The organism is Streptomyces sp. S465, assembly GCF_026898115.1.
Classification (GTDB): Bacteria; Actinomycetota; Actinomycetes; order Streptomycetales; family Streptomycetaceae; genus Streptomyces; species Streptomyces luomodiensis.
In genome coordinates, this window is the sequence record NZ_CP114036.1 from 4,469,313 (window position 1) to 4,482,345 (window position 13,033).

Here is a 13,033-nt window from a genome sequence, read left to right on the forward strand (position 1 = left end):
CGGAGGCGCCCCGGAGGGTTCGGCCTCCCGGGGCGTCACAGGCCCCTCAGGGCGCGCCTACGCGGCACCCGCACAAAGCCCCGTACAAAGCCCCGCACAAAGCGGCACCCGCACAAGCGGCACCCGCACAAAAGGGGGCCGCCCCGGACCGGGGAACGGTCCGGGGCGGCCCCGAGGCGAGAGACGGCTCCGCGTCACGCCTCCTTGCTGAGGTTCGGGCCCGCGCCACCGGCGGCGGACTCGATCGGCGGAGTGTCCGGCAGCGCGGCCTTCTCCTCGCCGCGGAAGGTGAACTTCTTCTCCTCACCCTCGCCCTCGGTGTCCACGACCACGATGTGGCCCGGACGCAGCTCACCGAAGAGGATCTTCTCCGAGAGCACGTCCTCGACCTCGCGCTGGATCGTCCGGCGCAGCGGCCGGGCGCCCAGGACCGGGTCGTAGCCCCGCTTGGCCAGCAGCTTCTTGGCCTCGCCACTGAGTTCGATGCCCATGTCGCGGTCCTTGAGCCGCTCGTCCACCTTGGCGATCATGAGGTCGACGATCTGGATGATGTCGCTCTCGGTGAGCTGGTGGAAGACGACGGTGTCGTCGACACGGTTCAGGAACTCCGGCCGGAAGTGCTGCTTCAGCTCCTCGTTGACCTTGGCCTTCATCCGCTCGTAGCCGGTCTTCACATCGCCCTGGGCGGCGAAGCCCAGGTTGAAGCCCTTGGAGATGTCCCGGGTGCCGAGGTTGGTGGTCATGATGATCACCGTGTTCTTGAAGTCCACGACCCGGCCCTGGGAGTCGGTCAGCCGACCGTCCTCCAGGATCTGGAGCAGCGAGTTGAAGATGTCCGGGTGGGCCTTCTCGACCTCGTCGAAGAGGACCACGGAGAACGGCTTGCGGCGCACCTTCTCGGTGAGCTGGCCGCCCTCCTCGTAGCCCACGTATCCGGGCGGGGAGCCGAAGAGCCGCGAGACGGTGTGCTTCTCGCTGAACTCCGACATGTCGAGCGAGATCATCGCGTCCTCGTCGCCGAAGAGGAACTCGGCGAGGGTCTTGCTGAGCTCGGTCTTACCGACACCGGACGGGCCCGCGAAGATGAACGAGCCGCCGGGGCGCTTGGGGTCCTTGAGGCCCGCACGGGTGCGCCGGATGGCCTGGGAGAGCGCCTTGATGGCGTCCTTCTGGCCGATGACGCGCTTGTGCAGCTCGTCCTCCATGCGCAGCAGCCGGGAGGACTCCTCCTCGGTCAGCTTGAAGACCGGGATACCGGTGGCCGTGGCCAGGACCTCGGCGATCAGCTCCTCGTCGACCTCGGCGACGACGTCCATGTCGCCGGCCTTCCACTCCTTCTCCCGCTTCGCCTTGGCGGCCAGGAGCTGCTTCTCCTTGTCCCGCAGGCCCGCGGCCATCTCGAAGTCCTGCGAGTCGATCGCGGACTCCTTCTCCCGGCGCACATCGGCGATCTTCTCGTCGAATTCGCGCAGGTCCGGCGGTGCGGTCATCCGGCGGATCCGCATCCGGGAACCGGCCTCGTCGATCAGGTCGATCGCCTTGTCCGGCAGGAAGCGGTCCGAGATGTAGCGGTCGGCCAGGGTGGCGGCCGCGACCAGGGCGGAGTCCGTGATCGAGACGCGGTGGTGCGCCTCGTAGCGGTCCCGCAGGCCCTTGAGGATCTCGATGGTGTGGGGCAGCGACGGCTCGGCGACCTGGATGGGCTGGAAGCGGCGCTCCAGGGCCGCGTCCTTCTCCAGGTACTTGCGGTACTCGTCGAGCGTGGTCGCGCCAATGGTCTGGAGCTCGCCCCGCGCCAGCATCGGCTTGAGGATGCTCGCGGCATCGATCGCGCCCTCGGCGGCGCCCGCACCCACCAGGGTGTGGAGCTCGTCGATGAACAGGATGATGTCGCCGCGGGTGCGGATCTCCTTGAGCACCTTCTTCAGGCGCTCCTCGAAGTCACCGCGGTAGCGGGAGCCGGCGACCAGGGCGCCCAGGTCGAGGGTGTAGAGGTGCTTGTCCTTGAGGGTCTCGGGCACCTCGCCCTTGACGATGGCCTGGGCCAGTCCCTCGACGACCGCCGTCTTACCGACGCCGGGCTCGCCGATGAGGACCGGGTTGTTCTTGGTACGGCGCGAGAGCACCTGCATGACCCGCTCGATCTCCTTCTCGCGCCCGATGACCGGGTCGAGCTTGGATTCGCGGGCCGCCTGGGTGAGGTTGCGGCCGAACTGGTCCAGGACGAGCGAGGTGGAGGGAGTGCCCTCCGCCGGGCCGCCGGCGGTGGCGGCCTCCTTGCCCTGGTAGCCGGAGAGCAGCTGGATGACCTGCTGCCGCACCCGGTTCAGATCGGCGCCCAGCTTCACGAGGACCTGGGCGGCGACGCCCTCGCCCTCGCGGATCAGGCCGAGCAGGATGTGCTCCGTACCGATGTAGTTGTGGCCGAGCTGAAGGGCCTCGCGGAGCGACAGCTCCAGGACCTTCTTGGCACGGGGGGTGAAGGGGATGTGCCCGGACGGGGCCTGCTGGCCCTGGCCGATGATCTCCTCCACCTGCTGGCGGACCGCCTCGAGCGAAATCCCGAGGCTCTCCAGGGCCTTAGCGGCGACACCCTCACCCTCGTGGATCAGGCCCAGGAGAATGTGTTCGGTGCCGATGTAGTTGTGGTTGAGCATCCGGGCCTCTTCCTGAGCCAGGACGACAACCCGCCGCGCGCGGTCGGTGAACCTCTCGAACATCGTTAATCGCTCCTCAGAGCGGTCAGAAAGATCGGGGACGATCCCCTCCCTGTCCTTCCGCATGCTAGTCCCGCAACCCGGGACAGCTCATTCCAACTGCCGACAACCGTCCGGATCACCCCCGCTCGCACGGGGCAAACAGCCACTGGCCAATGCCCGAACAGCCGACACCTGCTTCAACCCGATGGTGCGAGACGATGTTCCCGCAGGCCAGGCATCTACGCCGACCGCCAGTACGCCGATGGCGAACGCCGCTTTCTCCTGACACGCGGACCGCCCCTCCCCACTAGGGATGTCTTACCCGCAAGCACAGATACTCCATGCCGCACGGGCCGGTTCCATCCGCTACGGGCGAACAACCTTGCGCCCGTTCACCACCCCTGTAGGGGCCCTTTCGGGCACGGTGTGCGCAGAGGCCCGTACGGACCGTGATGACCCGGGTGACCCATGGCGTACGTAACCAAGCGGGTGGGCGGGACGTTCTGCCGGGCATGATCCCCAGGGCTCACGGCGTGCGGCGGTCCGCACCGGCCGCCTTGTCACGCTGGTACGAGCGGGAGCTGGGCTGGCCGACGGCCGGCAGCGATCCCGTCGAGCTGCTCACGGGGGTGGCCTTCGACGTCATCGAGCTGCCGGCCGTGGCCGGTTTCGCGATGCTGAGGCGCGTGCCGCGGACCGGTCCGGTCGCGGTGGAGGGCGCCTGGATGCGGCTTCTGGTGGCCGCCGGCTGCGCCGACGAGCTGCCGGGGCTGCTCGACTGGCTGGAGTGGGGCGGTGTGCCCCTGGACCTGAGCGCGATCGGGGCCGGAGGCCGGATCACCGCTCCCTGCCGCGCCTCCTCCTGGCCCCTGCCCCTGGCCGCCGGGGCGCCCGGTGAACGGTGCCGGCAGGAGGCCGCCGTATGGCTGCGACCTCCCGACCCGAAGGGCGAGGTGGAGCCGACGCTGCCGAGGACAGGCTTCGGGGGCGATGGGGGCGCCCCCGATCTTGTGCGGCTCGTGGGTGCGGCGGCCACCGAGTGCCACCGAGCCCGATTGCTGCGCGCCCGGCCGCTGCCCAGGCAGCGGCGAGCCGGGGAAGGCTGACGCGCTCAGCCGTTGGCCTTCTCGTACGCCTCACGAACGGTCGCCGGGACACGGCCGCGGTCGTTGACCTCGTAGCCGTTCTCCTTCGCCCAGGCGCGGATCTTCGCGGTGTCCTGGCTGCCGCCCGACGCCACGCGCGTCTTGCCGCGGCCGCCGGAGGCCCGGCCACCGGTGCGCCGGCCGCCCTTGGTGTAGGGCTCCAGTGCGTCACGGAGCTTGTCCGCGTTGGCGGTGGTGAGGTCGATCTCGTAGCTCTTGCCGTCCAGCGCGAACGTCACGGTCTCGTCCGCCTCGCCGCCGTCGAGGTCGTCGACAAGAAGGACCTGAACCTTCTGTGCCATGGGGTTCCTTTCAGGGAAAACCGGGGGGCTCGGGGCGCGGCCTTAGCCGCTGATGACTCACCCCCCAGGTAATTACACTACGGGAGAATAGGAAACCGCTTTTCCCGGAAAAACACAAACCCCCCGGGAAGGTTCGACCGATCGACCAAGCGGGAAGGCTCATGGAAGGCGATGTTCCGGAGCTATGTGATAGGGGAGCGATTCGGACATAGGGCCCGCGATCACAGTTGCAGAAGCATCCGGCTGTTGCCAAGGGTGTTCGGCTTCACCCGTTCGAGACCAAGGAACTCGGCGACGCCCTCGTCATAGGAACGCAGGAGCTCGCTGTAGACATCGCCGTCGACCGGCGTCTCGCCGATCTCCACGAAGCCGTGCTTGGTGAAGAAGTCGACTTCGAAGGTGAGGCAGAAAATGCGCCGCACGCCCAGCCAGCGGGCCGTCTGCAACAGCTTGTCGAGCACCACGTGGCCTACGCCGCTGCCCTTGAGAGACCGATCGACGGCGAGAGTGCGGACCTCCGCGAGGTCTTCCCACATGACGTGCAGCGCGCCGCAGCCAATGACCTCACCGTCCTCGTCGCGCTCGGCGACCCAGAACTCCTGGATGTCCTCGTAAAGCGTCACGGTGGCTTTGTCGAGCAGGATGCCATCGGCCACGTAGGAGTCGATGAGTCGGCGCACCGCCCGTACATCGCTGGTCCGGGCACGGCGGACGGTGACTACTTTTGATAGTGCTGAGGACATGACCGGACGCTATCGCCCCGGGTCATCGCCCCGACTCACCGGGGCTCTCCCCCGGCTCCCCCAGTTGTGCGACGCGCATGGCATCCCGTAGTGCGTCGCGCTGCTCTTCGGACATCATCCCGAAGAACGCGACGAGGGCGGCCGCGGGGTTGTCACTGGCCGACCACGCTTCGTTCATCAGTGCGGCCGAGTAGGCGGCGCGGGTGGAGACCGCCGCATATCGATAGGCGCGGCCTTCCACCTCCCGGCGCAGCCAGCCCTTGTGATGGAGGTTGTCCATTACGGTCATGACCGTGGTGTAGGCGATCGAGCGTTCCCGCTGAAGGTCTTCCAGGACTTCCCGGACCGTGACCGGGCGGTTCCACTTCCACACCCGCGTCATGACCGCGTCTTCGAGATCTCCCAATGGCCTAGGCACACCGAGAATAATAGTGGGAGATGCCCCGAATGTCGGGATGTCCGGGATGTTTGCCTGGAAAAGACACACGCCCCGGACGCGGTGCGTCCGGGGCGTGGTGCGGTGTGGTCCCATGTGCCGCGGCGTACCGCGGCCGTGGTGTGCGCGGTGGCGTCAGATCGGCTTGATCAGGACGCTTCACGCGCCGAGGCCGGGCCCTCCGCCTCGGCGCGGGCCGCCAGCGCGGCGTCCACCGCGGCGTCCTCCTTGGCCTTGTTGGCGCCGCCCTGGCTCTTCACCATCGTCACGATGAGCGCGGTGAAGGCCACGGCCATCACGACGGGCGGGACCAGCGCGGAGACGTAATCCATGGCTCTCGGCCTCCTTTTGCTCGAGACCACCAGGTTACGCGGCCCGCCGCGGCCGGCCGGAGCCGGGCACCCGCCCCGGACGTGGCGGCCCGGGGCCCGAGGGCCGGGGCGGGCGCCGGTGCGGGGATCGGCCCCGGGACCAGGCGGAACGGCCCCGGCGACCGGCCCAGGGCCCGTTCATCGGTCATCTGCCGCCTGCCCCCCCTGCCACCGGTCACCGGTCACCTGTCAGGCGGAACGGGCCCCGGCGTCCGGGCCGAGCCTCGATTCGTGCTCCGGGGGCGGCGAGGGGCGGCGCTTGGGCGGGAAGACCTCCGCCGGCGTGGGCACCGGACGCCCCGGGCGCGGCGCCCGGCGGGCCGGCTCCCCTCGCCTCGGCTCCTCGCGGTCGCCGTGTTCGGGCGCCACGGGCTTCTTGCGCGGCGCCCGCTTCGGCTCGTCGGCCTTCTGCCCGGCCTCCAGCGCGGCGCCCCACCCGGCCTTCTGCCCGGTCTCCAGCGCGGCGTCCCACCCGGCCTTCTGCCCGTTCGCAGCCGCCTCCTGCGCGGCCTCTCGCGCGCTCCGAACCGCCGCTCCCCGCACGGCCTCCTCCGCGTTCCGGGACGCCCCCTGCGCGGCCTTCCCGGCCGCCGCCGAGACCCCGCCGGGCAGGGCGCGCAGCCGGGGCGCCAGAGGGCGCGTGGGCGGCTCTGCGGCGGCGCCGGCGCGCTCCGCGAGCCGGGTGCGCACGCCTCGCTCGGCGAGCCGCTCACAGTGGCTCAGCAGCGCGCGCCGGCGCGTCGCCTCACCGCCCCCGGCGGCCGACCCGCACAGCGTGCGGAGCGCGGCCAGGTCCTCGGCGAGCGGCTCGTAACCGGCCGCGAGGGCGCCCTGGAGCTGCTCGAGGTAGCCGACGGCGGCCCCGGGCAGCGCGGCGCGGTAGCGGGCGAGCTCATCGAGCAGGAACGCTCGCAGCCGCCCGCCCTCGCGGACCGCTTCGTCCACGGCCTCGGCGAGCCGGAGACAGTCCTGGACCTCCTCCGCCCGGTCCGGGCCGAGGGGGCCGGCAGAGGGGGTGACGGGGTCGGGTTGGAGGGCGATGGCGAGGGCGCGTCGGAGCACACGCAGCTCATCCGCACTGAACGCCATTCCGCCGCGGGATCCATATGGCGTGGGCATGGGGCGACTTTAAGTGCTAAGCGGACAAATTTCGCTGAGCGTCGGACGGTGCGGCGCGTTGCGGGTGCCGCCAGCTCGCGGCCGGCCATTGCGCGCGCCACCTGGCCGCCATTACGGCCGCCATACGGGGGAGGCGTCGGCCGGGGCCGCGTCGACGCGGCCCCGGCCGAACCCGGCACCCGGGGGCGGACCGTCGCATCCGGGTGCCGGTGCATGTGGTCGACGGCCTCTTCCGCTTGTCAATACGGAATTCGAAGTGCCGTCTTTCCCTCGATCGCTCCTTGACCCAATGGCGAAGAGCGATCGGTGCGCCTGACGATTCCAGAGCGCGGGAATTCGTTTCGGAATGCCGTCAATGCGGTCGAGCACGCAGGTGAAGAGCTGATCGCCGGTGCTCAGCCGCGCGAGACGTTCCGCTCGTAGACCAGTCTGAGGCCGATGAGAGTCAGCCAGGGCTCATGCTCATCGATCACTGAGGATTCTCCTAGCACCATGGGCGCCAGCCCGCCAGTGGCGATCACGGTGACGTCCTCCGGGTCCTGGGCCAGCTCTCGCGCCATACGGCGGACGATCCCGTCGACCTGGCCCGCGAAGCCGTAGAGGATGCCGGACTGCATGGCCTCCACCGTGTTCTTGCCGATCACGCTGCGTGGGCGGGCCAGCTCGATCTTGCGCAATTGCGCCCCGCGTACGCCCAGCGCCTCGACCGAGATCTCGATGCCCGGCGCGATCACCCCGCCCAGGTACTCACCGCGGGCGCTGACCGCGTCGAAGGTCGTCGCGGTGCCGAAGTCGACGACCACGCACGGACCCTCGTACAGCTCGACGGCGGCCAGCGCGTTGATGATCCGGTCGGCGCCGACCTCCTTGGGGTTGTCCACCAGGATCGGCACCCCGGTCTTCACCCCCGGCTCCACCAGGACGGACGGCACATCGCCGTAATAGCGGCGGGTCACCTCGCGCAGCTCGTGGAGCACCGAGGGGACGGTGGAGCAGATGGAGATGCCCGCGATGCCGTCGCCCAGCTCCTCGCCGAGCAGCGGGTGCATGCCCATCAGGCCCTGGAGCAGGACGGCGAGTTCATCGGCGGTGCGGCGGGCGTCGGTGGAGATCCGCCAGTGCTCGATGATCTCGTCGCCGTCGAAGAGGCCCAGCACGGTGTGGGTGTTACCGACGTCGATGGTCAGCAGCATGGGCGGCACCGCTTCCGGGCGGACTCACGGCCGAGGTCCGGCCCTGGGGTGGTGGGTGGGGTGACGGGCGGGCGGGTGTTACCGACGTCGATGGTCAGCAGCATGGGTCAGCTCGCCTCGGCCTCGCGCAGGTCCAGGCCGATGTCCAGGATCGGGGAGGAGTGGGTGAGCGCCCCGACCGCCAGATAGTCGACGCCCGTCTCGGCGTACGTACGGGCGCCCGCGAGCGTCAGCCGGCCCGAGGACTCCAGGGCGGCGCGCCCGGCGACCAGCTCGACGGCCTCGCGGGTGCGCTCCGGGGTGAAGTTGTCCAGCAGGATCAGATCCGCGCCCGCCTCCAGGACCGGCGGGATCTGGTCGAGGGTGTCGACCTCCACCTCGATCGGCACATCCGGGAACTCGGCCCGCACCGCGCCGAACGCCTCCGCGACGCCGCCCGCCGCGATCACGTGGTTGTCCTTGACCAGCGCGGCGTCCGAGAGCGACATCCGGTGGTTGACGCCGCCGCCGCAACGCACCGCGTACTTCTCCAGGGCACGCAGCCCCGGGGTGGTCTTACGGGTGTCCCGGACCCTGGTCTTCGTCCCCTCCAGTGCGTCGGCCCACGCGCGGGTCGCGGTGGCGATACCGGAGAGGCGGCACAGGAGGTTGAGCGCGCTGCGCTCGCCGGTGAGCAGATCGCGGGTGCGGGTGCGGACGCTGAGCAGCTTCTGGCCGGCCACCACCCGGTCGCCGTCCTCGACATGCCGCTCGACCTCGAACGCGTCCGTGCAGACGACGGACAGGATCGCCTCGGCGATCCGCAGCCCCGCGACGGTGCCCGCCTCACGGGCCGTGAAGTCGCCGGTGGCGAAGGCGTCCTCGGGGACGGTGGCCACGGTGGTGACGTCCACGCCCTGGTCGAGGTCCTCCTCGATGGCCATGTGCGCGATGTCCTCGACCTGGACGGGGTCGAGTCCGGCGGCGACCAGCAGCGCGGCGAGATCGGGGTCCAGACCGCACTCCATCGGGTCGAGCCCATAGCCGTCGGCGTCGTCCCCGCCGCAGCCGCAGGCGTCACCGCAGCCCGAACCCTCACCGGGGCGGCCGATCTGCAACAGCGGCAGGGCCACTGGTGGCTGGCGGTCTTCGGAGGTGCTGCTGCTCACGGGCGGGACTCCGTCTCGGTTCGAGGGGTGATCGGTGGGGGGAACGCTTCGGAGTCCGTGGCACGGACATCCAGGGCGCCGTCCGGGCGGAGGGTGACCAGGAGGTGGCGGCGCCAGGCGGCGTCGTCCCGCTCGGGGCGGTCCTCGCGCCAGTGGCAGCCGCGGGTCTCCTCGCGGCGGAGCGCGGCGGCGACCAGGACGCGGGCGACGAGATGGAGGTTGGTGGCCTCCCAGGTCTCGACCCCGGGCTCGGCCGTCTTGCCGTCGCGCCGCAGCTCCTCCGCGGCGTCGTCGTGCACCCGGTCCAGCCGGTCGGCGGCACGGGCCAGGCTCTCGGCGGAGCGGAGGACTCCGGCGCCGTGGGTCATGATGTGCTGGATCTCGTAGCGGGACTCGGAGGCGAGCAGGGGCGGGCCACCGGCGTCCGGGGCGGGACGCGCGGGCGCTGCGGTCCCGGCGGGCCGGGGCCCGGCGGCGATGTGCTCCGGGCCGCGGCCCGCGATGCCCTCCGCGCCGCCTGCTGCGATGTCGTCCGCGAGGTCCTCCGCGCTGCGTCCCGCGATGTCGTCCGCGATGCGCTCCGCGAAGACCAGGCCCTCCAGCAGGGAGTTGGAGGCCAGGCGGTTGGCGCCGTGGACCCCGGTGCAGGCGACCTCCCCGCAGGCGTAGAGGCCGGGAACGGTGGTGCGGCCGCGCAGATCGGTGCGGACCCCGCCGCTCGCGTAGTGCGCGGCGGGGGCGACCGGGATGGGCTCGGTCACCGGGTCGATGCCGTGCGCGCGGCAGGCGGCGAGGATGGTCGGGAAGCGCCGCTCCCACATCCGGGCGCCGAAGTGGCGGGCGTCGAGGTACATGTGCTCGGCGCCTCGCTCCCGCATCCGGCGCATGATGCCCTTGGCGACGATGTCCCGGGGCGCCAGCTCGGCCAGCTCGTGCTGCCCTCGCATGAAGCGCACCCCGTCGGCGTCGACGAGATACGCGCCCTCGCCCCGCACCGCCTCCGAGACCAGGGGCTGCTGGCCCTCCGCCTCCGGGCCCAGCCACAGCACCGTGGGGTGGAACTGCACGAACTCCAGATCGCTGACCTCGGCCCCCGCGCGCAGCGCGAGCGCGACCCCGTCACCGGTGGAGACGGCGGGGTTGGTGGTCGCGGAGAAGATCTGGCCCATACCGCCCGTGGCGAGGACGACGGCGTCCGCGCGCACCGCGCCCACGCCGTCCCGCCGGCCCTCGCCCATGACGTGCAGGGTGACCCCGGCCGCCCGGCCGGAGCCGTCCTTGAGCAGGTCGAGCACCAGGGCGTTCTCCACGGTGTCGATACCGGCCGCGCGCACCGCCTCGACCAGGGCCCGGGAGATCTCCGCGCCGGTCGCGTCGCCGCCCGCGTGGGCGATCCGGCGGCGGTGGTGGCCGCCCTCGCGGGTCAGCAGGATCTCGCCGGTGTCGTCGTCGGCGTCGAAGCGGGCGCCGGTGGTGATCAGCCGGCGCACCGCGTCGGGCCCCTCGGTGACCAGCGTCCGTACGGCCCGCTCGTCGCAGAGCCCGGCGCCGGCGACCAGGGTGTCGTCCAGATGCTGCTCAGGGGTGTCGCCCTCGCCGAGGGCGGCGGCTATGCCGCCCTGGGCCCAGCGCGTGGAGCCGTCGTCCAGCCGGGCCTTGGTGACCACGGTGACCTTGGCGCCGGCCGCGGCGCAGCGCAGCGCGACGGTCAGCCCGGCGACACCGGAGCCGACCACCACGACATCGGCCTCGATGGCCCAGCCGGGGGCGGGGGCGCGCAGCGCGAGGGCGGGCGCCGCGACGTCGGCCGCCGGCCGCCCGGTCGGGCGGCTCATCGGGCGGCTCCGATCCACAGGCGGATGTTGTCGATCAGGCGGGTGGCGCCGACCTTGGCCGCGACGGCCAGCACGGCCTCGCCGGTGTGCCCGTCGGAGACCTCGGTGAAGTCGGCGGGGTCGACCAGGGCCAGATAGTCGAGGACCAGCGGCGGTTCGAGCGTGGCCGCCTCGTCGAGCACCGCGCGCGCCGCGGACCGCACCGCGTCGGGGGACGCGACCCGTATCAGCTCGTGCTCCTCGGCGTCGGCCGGGGCCTCCCCGGCCGCCAGCAGCCCCGCGTCCCGCCCCGCGAACAGCGCCCGGGACAGGGCCAGCGCGGTGTCCCGCTCCTGGGCGGACAGATAGCGGTTCCGGCTGGAGAGGGCGAGGCCGTCGCCCTCCCGGACGGTGGGGACGCCGACGATCTCGACCGGGAAGTTCAGGTCGCGCGCCATCCGGCGGACCAGCGCCAGCTGCTGGGCGTCCTTCTCGCCGAAGAAGGCGACATCGGGGCGGGTGATGTGGAGCAGCTTGGCGACGACGGTGAGCATCCCGTCGAAGTGGCCGGGCCGCGACGCGCCCTCATAGCCCTCGCCCATGGGGCCGGCGGCCATCCGGATGCGCGGCTCCCCGTCCGGGTACACCTCCTCGCCGGCCGGGGCGAAGACGATATCCGCGCCCGCCGCGGCCGCGACCTTGAGGTCGGCGTCCAGGGTGCGCGGATAGCGGTCGAGGTCCTCGCCCGCGCCGAACTGGAGCGGGTTGACGAAGACGGTGACGGTCACCAGCCCCTTGGCGCCCACCCGGGCGCGGGCGGCGCGGATGAGCGAGGCGTGCCCGTCGTGCAGCGCGCCCATGGTCATCACGACGGCCGTGCGCCCCGGCACGGCGAAGTGGGCGAGCGCCGCGTCCAGCTCCGAGCGATGACGGAACAGCTCCACATCCGGCTCCCCGGGAAGCGCCTTGGTCCACAGCTTCGGGCTCATGCCTCGGTACCTCCCCGGCCCCGCACATCGGTCACATCGGAGAGCACGCCCAGCAGGTCCTCCGCGAGCTCCGGCTTGAGCAGGCCGTGCGCGAGCGCCCGGTCCGCGGTCGTACGGGCCATGGCCAGATAGCCGGCGACGGCCTGGGGGGCGTGCCGCCGCAGCTCCGCGACGTGTGCGGCGACCGTGCCCGCGTCGCCGCGCGCGACCGGACCGGTCAGCGCGGCGTCGCCGCTGCGCAGCGCGTTGTCCAGCGCGGCGCCGAGGAGGGGGCCGAGCATCCGGTCGGGGGCCTCGACCCCGGACGCGCGCAGCAGCTCCATGGACTGGGCGACCAGCGTGGTGAGGTGGTTGGCACCGATGGCGAGGGCGGCGTGATAGAGCGGACGGGCCTCCTCCGCGACCCACTCGGGCTCCCCGCCCATCTCGATGACCAGCGCCTCGGCCGCCAGCCGCAGCTCCTCGGGGGCGGTGACGCCGAAGGAGCAGCCGGCCAGCCGCTGGACGTCCACCGAGGTGCCGGTGAAGGTCATGACGGGGTGCAGCGCGAGCGGCAGCGCACCGGCCCGCAGCGCCGGCTCCAGCACACCGACCCCATAGCGGCCGGAGGTGTGCACCAGCAGCTGGCCGGGGCGCACCGCACCGGTTTCGGCCAGACCGCTGACCAGCTCGGGCAGGGCGTCGTCGGGGACGGTGAGCAGCACCAGCTCGGCCCGCGCCAGCACCTCGGAGGGCGGGACGACCGGGACTTCGGGAAGCAGGGCGGCGGCCCGGCGCACGGAGGCGTCGGAAACACCGGACGCGGCGACCGGGCGGTGCCCGGCCAGCCGGAGCGAGGCGGCGAGGGCGGGGCCGACGCGGCCCGCGCCGACGACCCCGACGGTGAGCCGGGCAGGTCGGTCCCGCGGCTCGGGAAGTGGTTGTGCGTTCACGCGACAGCGGCCTTCCGTTCCAGTCCTCAGGGGGTACCGGACGATTCCCCGCCATGCTACGCGAGTGTTTCCGGGGGGTTTGGCCGCACACCCGGGCCTGTGGACAACTCTGTGGTCCGAGGGACGTCCGTACGACATCATC

At 71.8% G+C, this 13,033-nt stretch carries 12 protein-coding genes; 1 reads left to right on the forward strand and 11 read right to left on the reverse strand.

The window, feature by feature from the left end; genetic code table 11:
- Positions 1-194: 194 nt before the first annotated feature.
- Complete coding sequence (locus tag N6H00_RS18755; RefSeq protein ID WP_268972915.1) at positions 195-2,720, reverse strand: ATP-dependent Clp protease ATP-binding subunit; 2,526 nt, start codon at positions 2,718-2,720, stop codon at positions 195-197.
- Between the two features lie 491 nt (positions 2,721-3,211).
- Here N6H00_RS18755 and N6H00_RS18760 point away from each other — a divergent pair, with 491 nt between their 5' ends.
- Positions 3,212-3,805, forward strand: a complete 594-nt coding sequence (locus N6H00_RS18760) for an SCO3374 family protein (RefSeq protein ID WP_268972916.1) — start codon at positions 3,212-3,214, stop codon at positions 3,803-3,805.
- 5 nt (positions 3,806-3,810) lie between these two features.
- On the opposite strand, the gene N6H00_RS18765 is transcribed toward N6H00_RS18760, so the two are convergent.
- The 10 genes from N6H00_RS18765 to N6H00_RS18810 form a co-directional block, all read right to left on the reverse strand.
- Positions 3,811-4,146: a histone-like nucleoid-structuring protein Lsr2 gene (locus tag N6H00_RS18765; RefSeq protein WP_268972917.1), complete on the reverse strand. Its 336-nt coding sequence runs from the start codon at positions 4,144-4,146 to the stop codon at positions 3,811-3,813.
- A 221-nt stretch (positions 4,147-4,367) separates the two neighbouring features.
- Complete coding sequence (locus N6H00_RS18770) at positions 4,368-4,889, reverse strand: amino-acid N-acetyltransferase (protein WP_268972918.1); 522 nt, start codon at positions 4,887-4,889, stop codon at positions 4,368-4,370.
- Positions 4,890-4,911: 22 nt separating this feature from the next.
- The gene (locus N6H00_RS18775) at positions 4,912-5,307 is read right to left on the reverse strand and encodes a BlaI/MecI/CopY family transcriptional regulator (protein WP_078962213.1); all 396 of its coding nucleotides are present in this window, start codon (positions 5,305-5,307) and stop codon (positions 4,912-4,914) included.
- A gap of 167 nt (positions 5,308-5,474) precedes the next feature.
- Complete coding sequence (locus tag N6H00_RS18780; protein WP_268972919.1) at positions 5,475-5,657, reverse strand: hypothetical protein; 183 nt, start codon at positions 5,655-5,657, stop codon at positions 5,475-5,477.
- A gap of 228 nt (positions 5,658-5,885) precedes the next feature.
- Complete coding sequence (locus tag N6H00_RS18785) at positions 5,886-6,815, reverse strand: hypothetical protein (RefSeq protein ID WP_268972920.1); 930 nt, start codon at positions 6,813-6,815, stop codon at positions 5,886-5,888.
- A gap of 395 nt (positions 6,816-7,210) precedes the next feature.
- Positions 7,211-8,008, reverse strand: a complete 798-nt coding sequence (locus N6H00_RS18790) for a type III pantothenate kinase (protein ID WP_268972921.1) — start codon at positions 8,006-8,008, stop codon at positions 7,211-7,213.
- A gap of 107 nt (positions 8,009-8,115) precedes the next feature.
- On the reverse strand, positions 8,116-9,156 hold the full coding sequence (gene nadC / locus N6H00_RS18795; protein ID WP_268972922.1) for a carboxylating nicotinate-nucleotide diphosphorylase: 1,041 nt from the start codon (positions 9,154-9,156) through the stop codon (positions 8,116-8,118).
- Positions 9,153-10,991: an L-aspartate oxidase gene (locus N6H00_RS18800; protein WP_268972923.1), complete on the reverse strand. Its 1,839-nt coding sequence runs from the start codon at positions 10,989-10,991 to the stop codon at positions 9,153-9,155. The genes nadC and N6H00_RS18800 overlap by 4 nt, the downstream gene beginning before the upstream one ends.
- Positions 10,988-11,959: a pantoate--beta-alanine ligase gene (gene panC / locus N6H00_RS18805; RefSeq protein WP_268972924.1), complete on the reverse strand. Its 972-nt coding sequence runs from the start codon at positions 11,957-11,959 to the stop codon at positions 10,988-10,990. The genes N6H00_RS18800 and panC overlap by 4 nt, the downstream gene beginning before the upstream one ends.
- Positions 11,956-12,891, reverse strand: a complete 936-nt coding sequence (locus N6H00_RS18810) for a Rossmann-like and DUF2520 domain-containing protein (protein WP_268972925.1) — start codon at positions 12,889-12,891, stop codon at positions 11,956-11,958. Before N6H00_RS18810 ends, panC begins: the two co-directional genes overlap by 4 nt.
- Positions 12,892-13,033: the final 142 nt, after the last annotated feature.

Coding starts and splice junctions, on each gene's coding strand:
- N6H00_RS18755 (WP_268972915.1), bottom strand. CDS start 2,720: ATGTTCGAGAGGTTCACCGACCGCGCGCGGCGGGTTGTCGTCCTGGCT.
- N6H00_RS18760 (WP_268972916.1), top strand. CDS start 3,212: ATGATCCCCAGGGCTCACGGCGTGCGGCGGTCCGCACCGGCCGCCTTG.
- N6H00_RS18765 (WP_268972917.1), bottom strand. CDS start 4,146: ATGGCACAGAAGGTTCAGGTCCTTCTTGTCGACGACCTCGACGGCGGC.
- N6H00_RS18770 (WP_268972918.1), bottom strand. CDS start 4,889: ATGTCCTCAGCACTATCAAAAGTAGTCACCGTCCGCCGTGCCCGGACC.
- N6H00_RS18780 (WP_268972919.1), bottom strand. CDS start 5,657: ATGGATTACGTCTCCGCGCTGGTCCCGCCCGTCGTGATGGCCGTGGCC.
- N6H00_RS18785 (WP_268972920.1), bottom strand. CDS start 6,815: ATGCCCACGCCATATGGATCCCGCGGCGGAATGGCGTTCAGTGCGGAT.
- N6H00_RS18790 (WP_268972921.1), bottom strand. CDS start 8,008: ATGCTGCTGACCATCGACGTCGGTAACACCCACACCGTGCTGGGCCTC.
- N6H00_RS18800 (WP_268972923.1), bottom strand. CDS start 10,991: ATGAGCCGCCCGACCGGGCGGCCGGCGGCCGACGTCGCGGCGCCCGCC.
- panC (WP_268972924.1), bottom strand. CDS start 11,959: ATGAGCCCGAAGCTGTGGACCAAGGCGCTTCCCGGGGAGCCGGATGTG.